A 20,002-nucleotide genomic window follows, 5' to 3' on the forward strand; every position below is an offset into this window, starting at 1 on the left:
AGACATCCACGCGAGAGTGGCCAAAGCCACGATCGAAAATCTCAACTTGCTCATCATTGCCCCCTGAAACAAAAACCGTCATCCCAAATTCAGCTTGAACCGTGCTTCCCGCGTCGCTCCGCTGGTGTGTTCGACTAACACACGAATCTGCCACACCTTCCCGCCCTGGAAGGCGGTAGCAGGAATTTCGCCCAGGTTGCCGTCCGGACCGGCAGTCTTCCTGGCTGTCCCCACCTGTTTCCAGCTTGACGGCGCGTCGCCTTGGCCTATTTCGATCCGGGCGGACTTCAACGCGTTGGCGTCCGCGGTGCCGAGAACGCGAACCGCCTGCTTGCCGCCGGTCTGCACCACCTCGACACGCTCGATTCCCGCGGCCAGCAGATAATCCTTCGGCGCTTTCAGCGCCGCCGCGGCGTCGATGATACCGTAGCCGGTGTACTGATCGACACCAGGAGTTCCGACATCACGCGCGGTGCTCTTGATAATTGCCATGACTTGTTTGTTGGTCAGACCGGGATCGTTCGCAATCATGAGCGACGCCAGCCCGCTCACCATCGGGGCCGAGAACGATGTTCCGCTGGCCCGGTAATAGCGCTTGTCGTCGCCGACATAAGCAGTCCCCGCGGTGTATTTGACGCCCTCGATCCCCAGCATGGTGTCGGTGCGCCGCGCGCGCAGGCTCAGGATATCGAGGCCCGGCGCCGCCACCGATACCTTGCCCCAGTTCGAGAATACAGCGCGCTTGTCGTCCATATCGGTGGTGGCGACGACGAGCACCTTGTCGGAACTTGTGATGCTGAACTTGCTGACATCAACCCCTTCATTGCCGGCCGCGACCACGATCACCGCACCCTTGCCGAAGGCGTAGTCGATGGCGGCCTGCTCGACCGGGCTGATCTCCTTGCCGCCGAGCGACAGATTGATGACGCGGGCACCATGGTCGGCCGCATACGCAACCGCTTCGGAGATGAAGGAGGACCGGGTATGCCCGAAGTTGTTAAGTCCCTTCAGGATCATCAGCCGTGCGAAGGGATTGATTCCGGCAATGCCAGTCTCATCGTTCCAGTCGCCCGCGATAATGCCCGCGACGAACGTGCCGTGGCCGTCATGATCCCAGGGCTTTGGATCGCTCTTAAGAAAGTCCCAGCCGATAACATCGTCGATGTAGCCATTGTTGTCGTCGTCGATGCCGTTATCTGGAATCTCCTTCGGGTTGCGCCAGAGCTTGTCCGAATCGATGCTCCTGTGATTCCAGTCGAGCCCGGTGTCGATGATCGCCACAATTACTGGTTGGGCATTTTTCCTGACCAGACGCCATGCCGATTGCGGCGAGGTGTCGAAGCCGATGCGAGGCAGGGCCCATTGGTCGGGATAGGTCTGGCCCCATGACCCCTTACTGACAAAGTAATGATTTTCGGGCGGCGCCAGCATGGGGCTTTGCGCCGGTCCCTGCGCCAGCGCCGGGCCGGTCAGCAGGCCCGCGAGCGCTAGCAGCCCGACACGGTGCCCCGTCATCATCTTGCGCCCCCGGAGTGGATCGATCGATGCAGATCGACCGTGGCTTGCGGCAACTCACTGTTCAAGGCGCTGAACGAGACGGGCGTCATGCCGAGCGGTGGACCCGGTGCTTTTTCACCGCATTGATCGACCTGGGCGTCCTTGCCGAAGCTGTCGGCGAACTTCCTGGCTGCCGCGGTGGTGATCGCCGTTGGGCCAGAGAAGCCGACGCGGGTGTAAGTCTTGTTGCCGATCTTGAAATCGGATCTTTCGACCTGCACACCGGGCGGCATATCCTTGAGAGCTGCATCGAGCGCGGATGCAGGCTTGGCGGCATTCTTCTGGATCACCACCCCGGTGGTCCCTGCGCGTGCCAACTCCACGCTGTAGTTTCGGCTTGCCCCGCTGTGGGCCCTCAAAAATTCAAGCAGCGGATCGTCATCCGCAGCAGTGACCGTCTTATCCTGCGGGTCGGTTGCCGTCGTCGACGCTGGCAGGCCATAGCTCTCGAACTCGTCGGCCGGGACCTGCGCCTTGCAGCGGTTGCCGGCGCCTGCGATGCAGGTCACCGGACTGTGGTCATGGCCCTTGTCCAGCTTCGCCTTTACGGTTTTGCTCTGGCCGGTCTTCGGCAACGCTGGCTCCAACGCGGTGAGCTTGGTCGTTAGCGTCTTGAGGTCGTCGCCCTGCGGGCCGCCTTGCAATACGGATTCGGCCACCTTGAAAATGATGGTAACCGTGCCTGCATCCTTTTCGGGATAGGCAACATCCTTGTCAGGTGTCTTGGCGCCAGGTTCGGCCTTCAGGTTCGATTTCTCAACCGGCGGCGCGCTTTTGTCGCCAGGTGTCGTTGATCGCGGTGGAGTCGCGGCCGGATTGGGCTTGACCGAGGGGCTGGAGGTTGACGTCGGCGCTGCAGTCGATGATCCGGCAGCCGGCCCCGCTTGCGGAATCGGCGCGGCCACTTTGGCCGGGCCAGTCAGTAGTGGGTCGTCCATTTGATCGAGGATGCTGACGGCCGGGGCGCCAGCAGGAGGCATCGTAGCCGCGGCTGACGCCGGCGTTGCAGTTGGTTGTCCAGCGGCAGTTCCGGGCGTGGCTGTCGGCGACTCCGGAGGGGGCACAAATTGCCAATCCGAGAGCTCCTTGTAGTAGTTCCGCCATAGACGCCCGTTGGCATGCAGAAATCTGGTGTCGGGTCCATGTTCTTTTATTATCTGGCGCGTTAGGGCCTGCGCCGCACCCCGGTAGAATTCGAAGCTGGTCTTGTCGCCCTTCTCGCGCGCCTCCGCGGCCAGCTTGATGAACCGGTCGATCGCGTCTTCGTGCCATTCCCCGCTTACCAGTTTGGGTAATATCATTCCGCTATCGGTGGGGCGCTTTGGTGCCGTTTCCAATGCGGGCGGCCCTGAAGCGGCTGGGCCGGACGCGACTGCCGGGGACCCGGCAGGCGGTCCGGAGGCCGCCGGATCTGCGGGTGGAGTTGTCGTTAAATCCGACTTGGTGGGGGATTTTGCGCCCGAAGGCTCGGTACCGGGAGCTTGCGAGCCTCCCGCGGCGGTTGTCGGGCTTTCACTACCCTTTCTCGGCTTATCCGGCTTCGGTGCATCGGGATCGGGGTTGCTTATATTGATTGGCGCCGTTGCATCCGGAAACAGCCGCTTCATGGCTTCCTTGAGTTTGGGACCCAATTCTTCCTTGAGCGGATTGCCGTCTTCGTCGGAAGGCTCGAACGCGACCGAGGTAGGAGTTGCCTTGCCGAACGTGCATTGCTTCTGAGAGTCGGTTGCGACATTGGCTTTCGTGGATTGGAATAGCTTCAGCCCCACCTTTGTTGCGGTTCGCGGAACAATCGGATCGTCCGAGGTACCGATCCTGCTTTGCAGGCGATTGATCTCCTGCGTCAGCTCCTGGGCGTCACCCGCGGCACGACGTCCACGGACCCAACCGCGCATCTGCTCCACGAGCCTTTTCATTTCCTCCCTTGCCGCCCGTCGCTTGTCGAGCGCATCCCGGTATTTCTCAGCGCGCTCTTTCTGTTCGTCTCTGGTCTTGTCTTTCATTTCTTCGCGCAGATCATCCGCGACCTTGTCGGCAATTTTCTCGGCCTCCTTCGCCGCCTCTGCGTCTTTTGCTGCTCTTGTCGCCGCTCGGACCGCATCGCTGGCAATCTTCGCATTGGCATCGGTACTGTTTTTTTCGTAATTTTCCTTTGCGGCCGCTTCGGCTTGCTCCGCGGCCTTTTGCGCTTCCGCGGTATCCGTTACGGCGCGGTGCGCAGCGTCGCGCGCGTCTTCAGCGGCCTTCACCCGGGCGTTTCCCGGAATATTGTCGTTCGCCTGCTTTACCGCCTTGGTGTAGTCGGCCAGCGCTTTGTCGATTTCCTTCTGGTTCTCTAAACTCGCGAACGCGCCGGACGCGGAAATCAGGATCGCAGCGAGCGCCGGAATCCACGTGCGCGGGTGCAAGATCGGGAATACCAGGCGCCAGGGAATGATAGATTCCATGATTCCTCCTGCATTTCCGCCTGCAAGCCGACCGGACGGCCAGAGGCTCCGCAGTCATCCTGACCCCAGCCTATCCGCGGCGCGCTATGGCTGCATCAGAAAAATCGCGCAGGCAATTGATCCAGTGGGCGTGCAGCCTTTCGGCCACAGCGCAAAGGGTGCGGTGCAAGCGCAAAAATTCCTTCAATTGCACTGTCGGCGCCAATTCATGCACTTGCATCGTTTGCGCGCGCATGGCTAGGGTGCGGCCGAGCCGCTCCCACACCCCGCTCAAAAGGAAATTCCATGGCCACCCAAAACATCGTCGTGATCGTCGGCAGCCTGCGCAAGGAGAGCTTTACGCTCAAGATCGCCAACGCGCTGGCCAAGCTGGCGCCGGCGACGCTGAAGCTCGATGTCGTCAGCCTGCACGACATTTCGTTCTTCAATCAGGACCTCGAAGCCGCCCCGCCGGCCGACTGGCTCGCGTTCCGCGACAAGCTGCAGAAATCGAACGGCGTCCTGATCGTGACGCCGGAATATAACCGCTCGATTCCCGGCGTGTTGAAGAACGCCATCGACGTCGGCTCGCGCCCCTATGGCAAGAGCTCGTTCCTCGGCAAGCCGATCGGCCTGGTCGGCAATTCGCCGGGCGCGCTCGGTGGTGTCGCCGCCGTCAAGCACCTGCAGAACATCATGCCGGGCATTGCCGGCCCGATCATGGGACAGCCGGAAATCTACCTGAACGGCGTCGGCGATGCCTTCGACGACAAGGGCCAGCTCACCAAGGAACCGGTGCAGAAGGTGCTGCAGCAGTACATCGACGCCTTTGCCGCGTTCGTCGAAAAGCAGAACAAATAGGCCGGCGACGCCGCTGGACGGTCCGGGTCTTAAGATACTCTTAACCGGGCCGTCGCATCGTCGGGGCATGGTCTCACGCTCCCGACTCAAATCCCTGCTCACCGGGCTTGCCCTCTATACGATGGCGGCGGCGATGGTCGGCTATTTCGGCGTCAACGCCTATACCGGCAAATACGGGCTGAACGCGCGGCAGGAACTCGACCAGGAGATCATCGCGCTGACGTCCGAACTGGCGCGGCTGAAGCGCGAGCGCCTCGAAGGCGAGCAGCGGGTATCGCTGCTCCGGTCCGACGGGGTCGACCCCGACATGCTGGACGAGCGCGCGCGCTATCAGCTCGATTACGTCAACCCGCGCGATCTGGTCAAAATCGTCAAGCCGAAGTGATACCGGCGTCATCTTGAGAGCCGATGAACAAATCCGGACCTCATCCTGAGGAGCCGCGCCTCTTCGCGCGGCGTCTCGAAGGATGGCAGCGGGCAAGGTGCCAGATGGTTCGAGACGCGCGCCAGTAGCGCAATGGCGCTGCCGGACGCGCTCTCACCATGAGGGACGGAGATGGCTTGGTCGTCCAGCCGCAAATTTCAAAAACCCGCAAAATCGATTTCGAAAATGTCGCCGGTTGCAGTGCGGCATAGCCAAATTTTGCTGCGACCACGCAATCCTTTCATGGCGGTTTGAGTTGGGATAGAGAGGGCTATTCGTTCTCTCATCCGGAAGTGCCATGGCCGCAGCGAAAAAAAGCGTCACGAAGGAAACGGGACAGGAAAAAGGGCAGGAAAAAGCAAGCGGCGCCGGCAGTCCTCCTGACTTCACCAGGGAACAGGAGCTTCGCGCACTGCGCGACATGCTGCTGATCCGCCGCTTCGAGGAAAAGGCCGGCCAGCTCTACGGCATGGGCGCGATCGGCGGCTTCTGCCATCTCTACATCGGCCAGGAAGCCATCGTGGTCGGGATGCAGATGGCCCTGAAGCAGGGCGATCAGGTCATAACCGGGTACCGCGACCACGGCCACATGCTGGCCTGCGGCATGGAAGCCAATGGCGTGATGGCCGAACTGACCGGGCGCCAGGGCGGCTATTCCAAGGGCAAGGGCGGCTCCATGCACATGTTCAGCAAGGAGAAGAATTTCTTCGGCGGCCACGGTATCGTCGGCGCCCAGGTGTCGCTGGGCACGGGGCTGGCCTTCGCCAACCGCTACCGCGGCAATGATTTTGTCAGCCTGGCCTATTTCGGCGACGGCGCCTCCAACCAGGGCCAGGTCTACGAGAGCTTCAACATGGCGGAACTGTGGAAGCTGCCCGTCATCTACATCATCGAGAACAACCGCTACGCCATGGGCACCTCGGTATCGCGCGCCTCGGCGCAGACCGATTTTTCCAAGCGCGGCATCTCCTTCAACATTCCTGGCGAACAGGTCGACGGCATGGACGTCCGCGCCGTGAAGGCCGCCGGCGACAAGGCGGTCGCGTGGTGCCGGGCCGGCAAGGGCCCCTTCATTCTGGAAATGCAGACCTACCGCTACCGCGGCCATTCGATGTCGGACCCGGCGAAATACCGTACCCGCGAGGAAGTCGACAAGGTCCGCCACGATCAGGATCCGATCGAGCAGGTGCGCAACCGCCTGCTGGCGGCCAAGGTCAGCGAGCAGGAGCTGAAGGCAATTGATGCCGAGGTGCGCGAGATCGTCAACGCATCGGCCGACTTCGCGCAAAAAGATCCCGAGCCTGATGCGTCCGAACTTTATACCGATATCTACCGCTGAGCGTGAGGCGCGCGCCTTCCAGCCTGACGAGTGAATTTCTGGAGCCACCATGCCAATTCAAGTGCTGATGCCCGCGCTGTCGCCGACCATGGAGAAGGGGAACCTTTCGAAATGGCTGAAGAAGGAGGGCGAGGCGATCAAGTCGGGCGACGTCATCGCCGAGATCGAGACCGACAAGGCGACGATGGAAGTCGAGGCCACCGATGAGGGCACCCTCGGCAAGATCCTGATCCCCGAAGGCACCGCCGACGTCGCGGTCAACACCCCGATCGCCACCATCCTGTCCGACGGCGAAAGTGCCGATGATTTGGGCAAGGCGCCGGCTCCGGCGAAGCAGGAGAAGGCCGCCGAGCAGGCCGCGCCGGCCGAGGTCAGGGAAACGGCGAAGGCGGAAGCGCCGGCGGCCCCGAAAGCCGCCGCTGTTCCCGATCCTGAAATCCCCGAAGGCACCGAGATGGTGACCATGACCATCCGCGAAGCCTTGCGCGACGCCATGGCCGAGGAAATGCGTCGTGACGCGGACGTGTTCGTGATGGGCGAAGAGGTCGCGGAATATCAGGGCGCCTACAAGGTCACCCAGGGCCTGCTGCAGGAATTCGGCGCCAAGCGCGTGATCGATACGCCGATCACCGAGCATGGCTTTGCCGGCATCGGCGTTGGTGCGGCGATGGCGGGCCTGAAGCCGATCGTCGAATTCATGACCTTCAACTTCGCCATGCAGGCGATGGACCAGATCATCAATTCCGCGGCCAAGACGCTGTACATGTCGGGCGGCCAGATGGGCTGCTCGATCGTGTTCCGCGGACCGAACGGCGCCGCCGCGCGGGTCGGCGCCCAGCACAGCCAGGATTACTCGGCCTGGTACTCGCAGGTCCCAGGACTCAAGGTGATCGCGCCGTTCTCGGCCGCCGACTACAAGGGCCTGCTGAAAGCCGCGATCCGCGATCCCAATCCGGTGATCTTCCTCGAAAACGAGATGCTGTACGGCCATTCCGGCGAGGTGCCGAAGCTCGACGATTACGTGATCCCGATCGGCAAGGCGCGGATCGCGCGGTCAGGCAGCCACGTCACCATCGTGTCGTGGTCGAACGGCATGTCCTATGCGCTGAAGGCCGCCGACGAACTGGCGAAGGAAGGCATCGAGGCAGAGGTGATCGACCTGCGCACGCTGCGCCCGATGGACACCGATACCATCGTCGCTTCCGTCAAGAAGACCGGCCGCGCGGTGACGGTGGAAGAAGGCTGGCAGCAGAACGGCGTCGGCGCCGAAATCGCCGCCCGCATCATGGAGCACGCCTTCGACTATCTCGACGCGCCGGTGGGGCGGGTGTCGGGCAAGGACGTGCCGATGCCGTATGCGGCCAATCTCGAAAAGCTGGCATTGCCCTCGGTGGCCGAAGTGGTCGCCGCCGCCAAAGCCGCTTGTTATCGGTGAGCCATGGCCCGTCCCAAGGAGCAGCCATTGCCTCCTGACGTCATCGGCCGCGATGACGCCACCGAGGTGTTGCGGGCGTTCGTCGTCGATGGCGGATTGTCGATCGCGTTCCAGCGCGCGTTCGAGGAGCCGGATATGTGGGGCATGCTGCTGGTCGACATCGCCCGCCATGCCGCCCGCGTCTATGCGCGCGAGGGCGACTACACCGAGGAGGATGCGCTGAGGCGCATCGTCGACATGTTCGAAGCCGAAATCGCGCGGCCGACCGACCTCGGCAACACCACGCCACGGTCGCAACAGGGTCACTGACAATGCCAATCAACATTCTGATGCCCGCGCTCTCGCCGACGATGGAAAAGGGCAACCTTGCCAAGTGGCTCAAGAAGGAGGGCGACAAGGTCAAGTCCGGCGACGTCATAGCCGAGATCGAGACCGACAAGGCGACCATGGAAGTCGAGGCGGTCGACGACGGCACCATCGCGAAGATTGTGGTGCCCGAGGGCACCCAGGATGTCGCCGTCAACGACGTGATCGCGGTGCTGGCCGGCGACGGCGAGGACGTGAAGGCGGCGGGGGCGGGGGCGGCAAGCGCGCCCAAAGCCGCTCCGGCGGCTGAAGCGCCCGCCGCTGCGAAACCTGCTCCGGCGGCTGCACCCGCTGCGGCTCCGGCAGCGAAGGCCGCGGCACCGGCCGCTGCCGCGCCGCAGGCAGCCCCCGCGCAACAGACCAATGGCCACGCCCGCACGTTCTCGTCGCCGCTGGCGCGCCGCCTGGCCAAGGAAGCCGGCATCGAACTCGCCCGCGTCAACGGCTCCGGCCCGCATGGCCGCGTCATCGCGCGCGACGTCGAGGAAGCCAAATCCGGCAAGGGGCTGAAAGCGCCTGCCGCCGCGCCCGGTGCCGCGCCGTCCGTCGCGCCGTCAATGTCCGACAAGCAGATCCTCGCGCTGTACGAACCCGGCAGCTACGAGGTGATCCCGCACGACGGCATGCGCCGCACCATCGCGCAGCGGCTCACGGCGTCGGTGCAGACCGTCCCGCATTTTTATCTGACGATGGACTGCGACATCGGAAAACTGCTCGCCGCCCGCGAGGAGATCAACGCGGCCGCTCCGAAGGACAAGGAAAAGAAGCCGCTCTACAAACTCTCGGTCAACGACTTCGTCATCAAGGCGATGGCGATCGCGCTGCAGCGGATTCCGAACGCCAATGTCAGCTGGACCGAAAGCGGCATGCTGAAACACCGACATTCCGACATCGGCGTCGCCGTCGCGATGCCGGGTGGCCTGATCACGCCGATCATCCGCAAGGCCGAGACCAAATCGCTGTCGACCATCTCGGCCGAAATGAAGGATTTTGCCGCGCGCGCGCGAGCGCGAAAACTGAAACCGGAGGAATATCAGGGCGGCACCACGGCGGTGTCCAACCTCGGCATGTACGGCATCAAGGATTTCACCGCCGTGATCAACCCGCCGCACGCCACCATCCTGGCGGTCGGCACCAGCGAGGAGCGCGCGGTGGTGCGGGGCGGCAGGATCGAAGCCGCCCACATCATGAGCGTGACGCTGTCCTGCGATCACCGCGCCGTCGACGGCGCGCTGGGCGCCGAACTGATCGGCGCGTTCAAGATGCTGATCGAGAATCCCGTCATGATGATGGTGTGAGCGGAATGAGAGGTGCCGAACGCACCTCTTTCTTCCCTCTCCCCCTGTGGGAGAGGGTGGCCGCCGAAGGCGGACGGGTGAGGGGGATGCGTCAACGGGTACCGAAGCAGAAGCGAGCCAGAACTCTGCGTGCCAATGCGACGGACGCTGAGATTGCGCTTTGGAGGCTGCTTCGTTCGCGCCGCCTGGCAAGCCTGAAGTTTCGTCGCCAGGTTCCGATCGGACCTTGGATCGTGGATTTTGTTTCGTTTGAGAAGCGTTTGATTGTCGAGGCGGATGGTAGTCAGCATGCGGAAAGCGACAATGACAAGCGGCGTGATCACGATTTGTCGGAGCGTGGATTTCGCATCCTGCGCTTCTGGAACAACGACATTCTGTTGCGGTCGCAGTCGGTGCTGGAAATGATCTTCGAGTCTGCTGCGCCATCCCCCTCACCCGTCTGCGCGCCTGACGGCGCGCATCCACCCTCTCCCACAAGGGGAGAGGGGAAGGAAGAGAAGAGCGAGTAAAAATCCATGGCCGACACTTCCTTCGACGTCATCATCATCGGCGCTGGTCCCGGCGGCTACGTTACCGCGATCCGCGCGGCGCAGCTCGGTCTCAAGACCGCCGTGGTCGAGAAGGCCTATTTCGGCGGCATCTGCAACACTTGGGGATGCATTCCGACCAAGGCGCTGCTGCGTTCGGCGGAGGTGTATCACCTGATGCAGCACGCCAAGGATTATGGTCTTGCGGCGGAGAAAATCTCGTTCGACCTGCAGGCGGTGGTGAAACGCTCGCGCGGCGTGGTGAAGCGGCTGAACGACGGCGTCGGCTATCTCTTCAACAAGAACAAGGTCACGGTGATCTGGGGTGAGGCGACGCTGGATGCGCCGGGCAGACTGACCGTGAAGAAATCCGCGGTCGAGGCGCCGAAGGGCGCGCTGGGCGAGGGCACCTATCAGGCAAAGCACATCATCGTCGCCACCGGGGCGCGGCCGCGCGTGCTGCCGGGGCTGGAGCCCGACAAGAAGCTGGTCTGGACCTATTTCGAGGCGATGGTGCCGGACAAGATGCCGAAATCGCTGCTGGTGGTCGGCTCCGGCGCGATCGGCATCGAGTTTGCCTCGTTCTTCCGCACCATGGGCGCGGAAGTCACGGTCGTCGAAGTGCTGCCGCAGATATTGCCGGTCGAGGATGCCGAGATCTCAAAATTCGCGCACAAGGCATTCGAGAAGCAGGGCATCAAGCTTCTCACCAACACCAAGGTGACAAAACTCGAGAAGAAGAGCGACAGCGTGGTCGCCACCATCGACGACGGCAAGAAGCCGCAGTCGATCGAGTTCGACCGGGTGATTTCGGCGGTTGGCGTGGTCGGCAACATCGAAAACCTCGGGCTGGAAAAGCTCGGGGTCAAGACTGACCGCGGCTGCATCGTGATCGACGGCTACGGCAAGACCACTGTCCCCGGCATCTACGCCATCGGTGACGTCGCCGGCCCGCCGATGCTGGCGCACAAGGCCGAGCATGAGGGCGTGATCTGCGTCGAGGCCATCAAGGGCCTGCATCCGCATCCGATGGACAAGAACCTCATTCCCGGCTGCACCTACTGCCATCCGCAGGTCGCCTCCGTCGGCCTCACCGAGGCGAAAGCGAAAGAGGGCGGCCGTGAAATCCGCGTTGGCCGATTCCCGTTCGTCGGCAACGGCAAGGCCATTGCGCTCGGCGAGGATCAGGGGCTGGTCAAGGTGATCTTCGACAAGAAGACCGGCCAGCTGCTCGGCGCGCACATGATCGGCGCCGAAGTCACCGAACTGATCCAGGGCTATGTCGTGGCGATGAACCTGGAAGCCACGGAAGAAGAGCTGATGCACACCATCTTCCCGCATCCGACGCTGTCGGAGATGATGAAGGAAGCGGTGCTCGATGCCTATGGCCGCGTGCTGAACATGTAGCCCGTCAGGTGGAAGCCGCACACTCAATCCTCATCCTGAGGAGCTTGCGAAGCAAGCGTCTCGAAGGATGGGCAGCAACACCGGCACTCCCCGCCATCCTTCGAGACGCATCGCTGCGCGATGCTCCTCAGGATGAGGTCGGAGAAAAACAAGCGAGAGATCAATCCCGTGAAAGACAATGACAATCTGACGATCGAACGGCCGAACTTTGTCACCCATCTCGAATGCGCCATGGAAGGCGACCATTATCCGGCCGACCAGGTCCACAACCTCTCCAGGGCCGGCAAGCCGCTCCTGGTTCGCTACGACCTCGCCGGCGTGAAGAAGGCGCTGACGAAAGACGCGCTGGCGCAGCGGCCGGCCGATCTGTGGCGCTACCGCGAGATGCTGCCGGTGCGCAAGGTCGCCGACATCGTCAGTCTGGGTGAAATCACCACGCCGCTGATCCGGCTGCCAAAACTTTCGAAGAAAATCGGCGGCGGCGAAATCATCGTCAAGGACGAGGGCCGGTTGCCGACCGGTTCATTCAAGGCGCGCGGCCTCGTGATGGCGGTGTCGATGGGCAAGGCGCTCGGCATCAAGCACATGGCGATGCCGACCAACGGCAATGCAGGTGCGGCGCTCGCCGCCTACGCCACCTCGTGCGGCATCAAGACCACGATTTTTTGCCCGGCCGATACGCCGGAAGTGAATGTCAGCGAGATCGAGCTGCAGGGTGCGACCGTCTACCGCGTCAACGGCCTGATCGACGACTGCGGCAAGATCGTCGGCGAGGGCAAGGCAAAGGCCGGCTGGTTCGATACCTCGACGCTGAAGGAGCCCTACCGGATCGAGGGCAAGAAGACGATGGGGCTGGAGCTGTCGGAACAGCTCGGCTGGGACGTGCCCGACGTGATCTTCTATCCGACCGGCGGCGGCACCGGCCTGATCGGGATGTGGAAGGCGTTTGCGGAGCTCGAAGCCATCGGCTTCATCGGCTCAAAACGGCCGCGCATGATCGCGGTACAGGCGTCGGGCTGCGCGCCGATGGTGCGGGCCTTTGAAGCCGGGACCGAGCACGCGCCGCGCTGGGAAGATGCCCACACCATCGCCTCGGGGATCCGGGTGCCGCAGGCGATCGGAGATTTTCTGATCCTGCGCGCGGTGCGCGAGAGCAAGGGATTCGCCATTGCGGTCGATGACGAGAAGATTTCCGCAGCCCTCAACGAAGTCGCGCGCGAGGAAGGCCTGCTCTTGTGTCCGGAAGGGGCTGCGACCTATGCTGCCTACAAGGAAAGCCTGGCCGACGGCCGTGTGACGAAAAATGATCGCGTGATGCTGTTCAATTGCGCGACCGGGCTCAAATATCCGCTGCCGCCGGTCACACGGACGCTCGACCGTCATCAGCCGATCGACTACGCTAAGCTATAAGCCGTCGTTAGAGCTGTAACCATCATCAGAATGGTGCGGCGCAAGGGGGAGGATACGATGCGAAGAGTGGTCCTGACCGCGTTGCTTGCGATGCTCGCATTCGGCGGCGTCGCGCGGGCGGATAATTTTCCGTCGCGCTCGATCACCATTGTGGTGCCGTTCGCTGCTGGCGGTCCTTCCGACGTCATGGCGCGGATCCTGGCCGAGCGCATGAAGACGACGCTCGGCGAATCCGTGCTGGTCGAAAACGTCACGGGGGCGGGCGGCTCCATCGGGGTCGGACGCGCGCTGCGTTCGCCGCCCGATGGTTACACCATCAGCTTCGGCCATCTCGGCACCCACGTCGCCAACGGCGCGATCTACAAGCTCGGCTATGACCTCGTGACCGACCTCGAGCCGGTGGCGCTGCTGCCGAGCAATCCGATGATCGTCGTCAGCAAGAATGCGATTCCGGCCAAAACGCTCGGCGAATTGATCGCGTGGCTGAAGGCGAAACCTGCCCCGGCGGCCGCCGGCACCGCCGGCGCCGGCTCGGGCAGTCACATTGCCGGGCTCTATTTCGAGAACGCCACCGGCATCAAGCTGCAATATGTGCCGTATCGCGGCACCGGCCCCGCGATGAACGATCTCGTTGCCGGCCAGATCGATGTGATCTTCGATCAGCTTTCCAATTCCATCAACCAGGTGCGCGCCGACAAGATCCGCGGCTACGCCGTCACCGACACCAAGCGCGCCGGATCGGCACCGGACATTCCGACTACCGACGAAGCGGGCCTGCCAGGGTTTCACATGACGCTGTGGTCCGGCCTGTGGGTGCCGAAGGGCACGCCGAAGGAGATCGTGGCGAAGCTCAACGCCGCCGCGGTCGATGCGCTGAACGATCCCGCCGTGCGCAAGCAGCTGGAGAACCTGGGCCTGGCGATGCCGCCAAAGGACAAGCAGTCACCGGCGGCGCTGGGCGACTGGCAGAAGGCCGAAATCGCAAAATGGTGGCCGATGATCAAGGCCGCCAACGTCAAGGTGGATTAGGGCCCGAGCTGATTGCTACCCTCCCCTGGAGGGGGAGGGTCGCTCGCGCCCGGCGATGCGAAGCATCGGCCGTAGCGAGCGGGGTGGGGTGACAGTCCATCCGCGAATGAGCTACCTGCGATTTCAACATCCGTTCGCCAAGCGCTGAGACAACACTGGCGACGATAGACCGTCACCCCACCCCGTCTCGCATCTTCCGATGCGAGCCGACCCTCCCCCTCCAGGGGAGGGTAAGAATCGGCCGAACGCAGCGCCTGCGACAAATTAACCCGTCGGGCAAAATTTCGCTTTTCCCGAAAGGCAAATCACCCGTACAAATTCGCCGTCTCACCCGACAAGAGGGGCGTATCATGATCGTCACGAACGCGCGGTGGGATGCGGTGGACGCGGCAGCGTCGGGCGCGCAGGTGGTTGCAGGGCGGGATCAACTCCGTGAGCGATCGAGCGGCGCGCCGACGAACGACGCTGAAGCGTACGGTGAAATCGTGTGGACCCGACGCCTCGACGCTGGCGTCAAGTCTTGCGGAGGTGCTGAAAGCCCGACCGGGCCGAGGTGCCGGTTTCCGGAAGGCGACGGAGACTAGAAAGCCCGCTACTCCGGGGTGAGCGCGAGATAAGCCGTAGAGCCATTGCGCAGGGAAGGCCGGAGTGTTTCCGCTGAACCTGTATGCTCATGTGCGTTTTGTTTGTGCGAGTTTGCACATGAGACCGCGGGTGCAGCGCGCACCCGGTCTTCCCTGCGCCCTCTTTTTCCAAGGAGGGACAGAATTCGATCCACACCTCGGGCGCCTCGCGTCGCGGGAAGGCGGACGCATATTTGAATGCGGCATGACATCGAAGATGCTGAGGCGGGGCCGAAGTCAGTTGACGTCAGCGGTCCTCGGTCGGTGTGTCGCGTTCACGGCCTTCAGCGGCCCGTGCGGCACATTCATCCATCCCGTGACACTTGCTGCGATAGTTGAAATACCAGGTCACGGCGATCGCGCCGATCAGGATGAGACCGATCAACAAAGCCCAACGTCGCATCGACATGACCGGCACGTCAGGATCCCTCCGCGGCACCAGATTGCGGCGTCGAATACAGGCGCGGTGCGGGAGCGCCATCGCGAAAGCTAGCAAGTACGGAACGATTCGCCACGCGTGCTTCCGGGCTGGCGCGCTGCACCTGTGTGCATGAGAAGCGTAGCGGTAGCCGGGCAACGTCTCGACATCTTTGGCGGGTGCCGGGCGCTGCGCCGGGAATGATGGTTGCCGAACCGCCACGATTGTTGCTGGTGCGCAACACTCGGCGAACATTTAACTGTCATTGCAGCAACCTCTTGCGCGCGCCGCTATTTAGCCACACCCCTCAATGAAATCATTCCTTCGTAGGCTATCAGCCACGGCGCTCGCGAAGGCGAAGGGAACATCCTGATTTCCCGGGTCCAACAAGAGTAGGCTGGGGAAACAGGTTCGCGATGGACGCCAAGACCAGCATCAAGAGCAGGCTGCCGAGCCGTCACGTGACGGAGGGCCCGGAACGGGCGCCGCATCGCTCGTATCTCTATGCCATGGGATTGACCACCCAGCAGATCCACCAGCCGTTCGTCGGCGTGGCGTCGTGCTGGAACGAGGCCGCGCCCTGCAACATCTCGCTGATGCGCCAGGCCCAAGCGGTCAAGAAGGGCGTTGCTTCCGCCGGCGGCACCCCGCGCGAATTCTGCACCATCACCGTCACCGACGGCATCGCCATGGGCCATGACGGCATGCGCTCGTCGCTGCCGTCGCGCGAATGCATCGCCGATTCCGTCGAATTGACCATGCGCGGCCACGCCTATGACGCGCTGGTCGGGCTCGCCGGCTGCGACAAGTCGCTGCCGGGCATGATGATGGCGATGGTCCGGCTCAACGTGCCCTCGATCTTCATCTATGGCGGCTCGATCCTGCCCGGCAATTTCCGCGGCCAGCAGGTCACGGTGCAGGACATGTTCGAGGCGGTCGGCAAGCATTCGGTCGGCGAGATGTCGGACGCCGACCTCGACGAAATCGAGCGGGTGGCTTGTCCGTCGGCCGGCGCGTGCGGCGCACAATTCACCGCCAACACCATGGCGACGGTATCCGAGGCCATCGGGCTGGCGCTGCCGTACTCGGCCGGGGCGCCGGCGCCTTACGAAATCCGCGACGCGTTCTGCATGACCGCCGGCGAGAAGGTGATGGAGCTGATCGCCCTCAACATCCGGCCGCGCGACATCGTCACCCGCAAGGCGCTGGAAAACGCCGCGGCCGTGGTCGCCGCCTCCGGCGGGTCGACCAATGCTGCACTGCACTTGCCGGCCATCGCGCATGAATGCGGCATCAAGTTCGACCTGTTCGACGTGGCCGAAATCTTCAAAAAAACACCCTATGTCGCGGATTTGAAACCGGGCGGCCGTTATGTCGCCAAAGACATGTTCGAGGTTGGCGGCATACCGCTTTTGATGAAGACGCTGCTCGACAATGGCTACCTGCACGGGGATTGCTTGACCGTGACGGGCCGGACGATCGCCGAAAACCTCAAAAGCGTGAAATGGAATCCGCACCAGGACGTGGTGCGGCCCGCCGACAAGCCGATCACTGTCACCGGCGGTGTGGTCGGGTTGAAGGGGAATCTCGCGCCTGAAGGCGCGATCGTGAAGGTCGCGGGCATGTCGAACTTGAAATTTACCGGTCCGGCCCGCTGCTTCGATCGTGAAGAGGATGCCTTCGAATCGGTCCAGAAAAAGACCTACAAAGAGGGCGAGGTCATCGTGATCCGCTATGAGGGGCCGCGCGGCGGTCCCGGCATGCGGGAAATGCTCTCGACCACGGCGGCGCTGACCGGGCAGGGCATGGGCGGCAAGATCGCCCTGATCACCGATGGCCGGTTCTCCGGGGCGACCCGCGGTTTCTGCATCGGCCATGTCGGGCCGGAAGCGGCGATCGGCGGGCCGATCGCGCTGTTGCAGGACGGCGATATCATTGAAATCGATGCCGATGTCGGGACTCTTAACGTAAAGTTGACCGATGCGGAGCTGGCTGAACGCAAGACCAAATGGAAGCCCAGAGCGACCAATCATACATCGGGTGCGCTCTGGAAATATGCCCAACAGGTTGGGCCGGCGGTGGATGGTGCCGTAACCCATCCGGGTGGTGCGCACGAGAAACAGTGTTATGCGGACATCTAGGCGTATCCTTTTTGCGTTGCTGTTAGGGGCCGCTCCTGTGGCTCCGGCCTTCGGATTCGACGGTTCGCCGGTCAATTCGGATGCGGCCATTCCGGTGGCTTCGCCTCAGCCCGGCACCGCGGCGCCCCTGAAGAAGCTGGTTCCGCCGGCGTCCGTGCCGACAGCCGCCTCGACCAACTCGCTGACCTCGCTGCAATACGCCGCCGAAGGCGGCCACCCGATCGCGCAGTGGAAGCTCGGCCGGATGTATGCCGACGGCGAAGGCGTCGCCCAGGACGATCTGCGCGCCTTCGACTATTTCAGCCGCATTGCCAACCAGCACGCGGAAGACAGCCCGTCGGCGCCGCAGGCCGGCGTGGTCGCCAACGCCTTCGTGGCGCTGGGCCGCTATTACCTCAAGGGCATTCCCAATTCGAAGGTCAAGTCCGATCCGGACCGGGCGCGGGAGATGTTCTCCTATGCCGCGTCCTATTTCGGCAACGCCGATGCCCAGTATGACCTGGCCCGGCTCTATCTGAAGAGCGCCGGCTCGTCGCGGGACGACTTCCGCTACGGCGCGCGCTGGCTCGGCCTCGCCGCCCAGAAGGGCCAGCATCAGGCCCAGGCCATGCTCGGCCAGATGCTGTTCAACGGCGAGCGGCTGCCGCGGCAGGCCGCCCGCGGACTGATGTGGTTGACGCTGGCGCGCGACAGCGCAGCCCCGGACGAGACCTGGATCAAGGAAAGCTACAACAAGGCGATCGCCAAGGCGTCCGAGGACGACCGGGCGATGGCGCTGCAGATGCTCGAGCACTGGGTGCAGGGCCGCAAGGACTGATCGCGGCCCAAGGGTGGGCAAAGCACTTGCGTGCCCACCTTTTTTTGATTGCCACTGCGGATGGTGGGCACGGCGCAAGAGGCGCCTTTGCCCACCCTGCCAAATTTCACAAGCTCACGGCCTCAAGCCGCCTCCAGATCCAGATCGATCCAGATCGGCACGTGGTCGGACGGCTTTTCCCAGGCCCGCACGTAGCTGTCGATTCCGACCCCGCGCAGGCGGTCGCTGGCCTGTGGCGACAGCAACAGATGATCGATGCGAATGCCGTGGTTCTTCTGCCAGGCGCCGGCCTGGTAGTCCCAGAAGGTGTATTGGCCGGGGGCATCGGTGACCGCGCGCAGCGCGTCGGTGAGCCCGAGCCCGAGCAGCGATTGAAAGCTCTCCCGGGTGGCGGGGCGGAACAGGGCGTCGTTGACCCATGCCGCCGGATTATGGACGTCCGCAGCCTGCGGAATGACGTTGAAGTCGCCCGCCAGCACCAGCGGCTCTTCCGCTTTAAGCCGCTGCTTAGAATATTCAAGAAGTCGCGACATCCATTTGAGTTTATAGGGATATTTCTCGGTTTCCGGTGGGTTGCCATTGGGCAGATACAGGCAGGCGATCCGCATCACGCCGTGCTTCAGCGGGACCACGCCCTCCAGAAACCGGGCGTGGGCGTCCTCGTCGTCGCCGGCCAGGCCCGATTTGGTTTCCTCGAACGGCAGCTTCGACAGCAACGCAACGCCGTTGAAGGTCTTCTGGCCGTGGGTGACGACGTTGTAGCCGAGCGCCTCGATGGCCTCCCGGGGGAACGCCTCATCGACGCATTTGATCTCCTGCAGACAGACGATGTCGGGCGCGCAATCCTTCAGCCAGACCAGCAGGTGATCGATCCGTTGCCGGACCGAATTGACGTTCCAGGTTGCAATACGCATCAAGGGGTTCCGTTGGCTTACCGCAATTTTAGTTTCGCTGGCATACCATGCGCGGCGGGGGTGTGATATCCGTTTAGACAAAGGCGTAGAGGCGGCCTCAAGGCAGGAAATTGGACCGTCCCGGTCGTCGTGGACCGGCTGACGTGAAATGCGATGAAAAAACGTAATCTGATGATTCTGGCAGGCGCGCTGGCTGTTGCGGCGCTGACTGCCTACAGTACCCGCGCTGCATGGCTTGGCGGCGGCGCCAGTGTCCAGGGGCCGCCGCGCGCGCGCGTGGTCTCGGTTGAAGTGGCCAAAGCCGAGCGCAAGCCGGTGCCGGTGGACGTCGACTCGATCGGAACGGTAACGCCGATTTCCAGCGTGGCGCTGAAATCGCGGATCGAAACCACCATCGTCTCGGTGCACTTCGAAGACGGCGCCAGGGTCAACAAGGGCGATCTCCTGTTTACGCTCGATGCGCGCCAGATCGATGCCCAGATAGAACAGGCCGAGGGTGTGCTGGCCCGGGATCGGGCCCAGCTCGAGGCGGCACAGCGCGATGTCCGGCGGTATGCCGACCTGATCGGCAAGGGCGCCACCACGCAGGTCAACGTCGACAACGCCAAGACCCAGGCCGATATCCTGACCGGCACCATCAAGGCGGACCAGTCCGCACTGGATAATCTGAAGGTCCAGAAGAGCTTTACGACCATCCACGCACCGTTTACGGGACGGATCAGCGTCGCCAATGTGAAGGTCGGCAATTTCGTCCGGCCCGCAGATACCGCGCCGCTCGCCGTCATCAATCAAATGGCGCCGGTCTATGTGACTTTCGCCATTCCGCAGCGGATGCTGGTCGATCTGCGCGACGCCATGGCAGCGGGCGGCGCCAGGGTGATTGCGACCATCCCGGGCCACCAGCGATCCGAAGACGGCAAGGTCGCGATGGTCGAAAACACGGTCGATGCCACCACCGGCATGGTCACCGTGCGCGGTATCATGAACAACGAGAACGAAACCCTGTGGCC

Annotated in this window: 17 protein-coding genes; 13 read left to right on the plus strand and 4 right to left on the minus strand. The window is 63.0% G+C overall.

The window, feature by feature from the left end:
• Nucleotides 1-78: 78 nt before the first annotated feature.
• Both Q7T45_RS15790 and Q7T45_RS15795 read right to left on the minus strand, forming a co-directional pair.
• Entirely contained in the window at nt 79-1,518 is a 1,440-nt protein-coding gene (locus Q7T45_RS15790; protein WP_304871875.1) for a S8 family serine peptidase, read from the minus strand.
• Entirely contained in the window at nt 1,515-4,004 is a 2,490-nt protein-coding gene (locus Q7T45_RS15795) for a hypothetical protein (protein ID WP_304871876.1), read from the minus strand. Before Q7T45_RS15795 ends, Q7T45_RS15790 begins: the two co-directional genes overlap by 4 nt.
• A 285-nt stretch (nt 4,005-4,289) precedes the next feature.
• Here Q7T45_RS15795 and Q7T45_RS15800 point away from each other — a divergent pair, with 285 nt between their 5' ends.
• The 10 genes from Q7T45_RS15800 to Q7T45_RS15845 all read left to right on the plus strand — a co-directional run bounded on the left by Q7T45_RS15800 (nt 4,290) and on the right by Q7T45_RS15845 (nt 14,079).
• Complete coding sequence (locus Q7T45_RS15800; RefSeq protein WP_304871877.1) at nt 4,290-4,844, plus strand: NADPH-dependent FMN reductase; 555 nt, start codon at nt 4,290-4,292, stop codon at nt 4,842-4,844.
• Nucleotides 4,845-4,911: 67 nt separating this feature from the next.
• Nucleotides 4,912-5,229, plus strand: a complete 318-nt coding sequence (locus tag Q7T45_RS15805) for a septum formation initiator family protein (protein WP_304871878.1) — start codon at nt 4,912-4,914, stop codon at nt 5,227-5,229.
• 337 nt (nt 5,230-5,566) lie between these two features.
• Nucleotides 5,567-6,607 carry a pyruvate dehydrogenase (acetyl-transferring) E1 component subunit alpha gene (pdhA, locus tag Q7T45_RS15810; RefSeq protein WP_304871879.1) on the plus strand — a complete coding sequence of 347 codons (1,041 nt, stop codon included), beginning with the start codon at nt 5,567-5,569 and terminating at the stop codon, nt 6,605-6,607.
• Nucleotides 6,608-6,656: 49 nt separating this feature from the next.
• Nucleotides 6,657-8,042, plus strand: coding sequence for a pyruvate dehydrogenase complex E1 component subunit beta (locus tag Q7T45_RS15815; protein WP_304871880.1), 1,386 nt, complete (start codon nt 6,657-6,659; stop codon nt 8,040-8,042).
• Nucleotides 8,043-8,045: 3 nt separating this feature from the next.
• Nucleotides 8,046-8,351 carry a DUF5076 domain-containing protein gene (locus tag Q7T45_RS15820; protein ID WP_304744847.1) on the plus strand — a complete coding sequence of 102 codons (306 nt, stop codon included), beginning with the start codon at nt 8,046-8,048 and terminating at the stop codon, nt 8,349-8,351.
• A gap of 2 nt (nt 8,352-8,353) precedes the next feature.
• Nucleotides 8,354-9,706, plus strand: coding sequence for a pyruvate dehydrogenase complex dihydrolipoamide acetyltransferase (locus Q7T45_RS15825; RefSeq protein ID WP_304871881.1), 1,353 nt, complete (start codon nt 8,354-8,356; stop codon nt 9,704-9,706).
• Between the two features lie 56 nt (nt 9,707-9,762).
• On the plus strand, nt 9,763-10,215 hold the full coding sequence (locus tag Q7T45_RS15830) for an endonuclease domain-containing protein (protein ID WP_304871882.1): 453 nt from the start codon (nt 9,763-9,765) through the stop codon (nt 10,213-10,215).
• A gap of 6 nt (nt 10,216-10,221) precedes the next feature.
• Nucleotides 10,222-11,640 carry a dihydrolipoyl dehydrogenase gene (gene lpdA / locus Q7T45_RS15835; protein ID WP_304871883.1) on the plus strand — a complete coding sequence of 473 codons (1,419 nt, stop codon included), beginning with the start codon at nt 10,222-10,224 and terminating at the stop codon, nt 11,638-11,640.
• A gap of 168 nt (nt 11,641-11,808) precedes the next feature.
• Nucleotides 11,809-13,050, plus strand: coding sequence for a threonine synthase (locus Q7T45_RS15840; RefSeq protein ID WP_304871884.1), 1,242 nt, complete (start codon nt 11,809-11,811; stop codon nt 13,048-13,050).
• A gap of 57 nt (nt 13,051-13,107) precedes the next feature.
• The gene (locus tag Q7T45_RS15845) at nt 13,108-14,079 is read left to right on the plus strand and encodes a tripartite tricarboxylate transporter substrate-binding protein (RefSeq protein WP_304871885.1); all 972 of its coding nucleotides are present in this window, start codon (nt 13,108-13,110) and stop codon (nt 14,077-14,079) included.
• Nucleotides 14,080-14,949: 870 nt separating this feature from the next.
• On the opposite strand, the gene Q7T45_RS15850 is transcribed toward Q7T45_RS15845, so the two are convergent.
• Nucleotides 14,950-15,120, minus strand: coding sequence for a hypothetical protein (locus tag Q7T45_RS15850; protein ID WP_304871886.1), 171 nt, complete (start codon nt 15,118-15,120; stop codon nt 14,950-14,952).
• A 416-nt stretch (nt 15,121-15,536) separates the two neighbouring features.
• Here Q7T45_RS15850 and ilvD point away from each other — a divergent pair, with 416 nt between their 5' ends.
• Nucleotides 15,537-17,261, plus strand: coding sequence for a dihydroxy-acid dehydratase (ilvD, locus tag Q7T45_RS15855; protein ID WP_304871887.1), 1,725 nt, complete (start codon nt 15,537-15,539; stop codon nt 17,259-17,261).
• Complete coding sequence (locus Q7T45_RS15860) at nt 17,248-18,078, plus strand: tetratricopeptide repeat protein (RefSeq protein ID WP_304871888.1); 831 nt, start codon at nt 17,248-17,250, stop codon at nt 18,076-18,078. Before ilvD ends, Q7T45_RS15860 begins: the two co-directional genes overlap by 14 nt.
• A gap of 122 nt (nt 18,079-18,200) precedes the next feature.
• Here the strand turns inward: Q7T45_RS15860 and xth are convergent, their stop codons facing one another.
• Complete coding sequence (gene xth, locus Q7T45_RS15865; protein ID WP_304871889.1) at nt 18,201-18,992, minus strand: exodeoxyribonuclease III; 792 nt, start codon at nt 18,990-18,992, stop codon at nt 18,201-18,203.
• Nucleotides 18,993-19,145: 153 nt separating this feature from the next.
• Between xth and Q7T45_RS15870 the strand changes: the two genes are divergently transcribed.
• Nucleotides 19,146-20,002 (plus strand): efflux RND transporter periplasmic adaptor subunit (locus tag Q7T45_RS15870; protein ID WP_304871890.1); only part of this gene is annotated, 857 nt, incomplete at its 3' end.

The sequence above is a fragment of the Bradyrhizobium sp. genome (genome assembly GCF_030646015.1).
Taxonomy (GTDB): Bacteria; Pseudomonadota; Alphaproteobacteria; order Rhizobiales; family Xanthobacteraceae; genus Bradyrhizobium.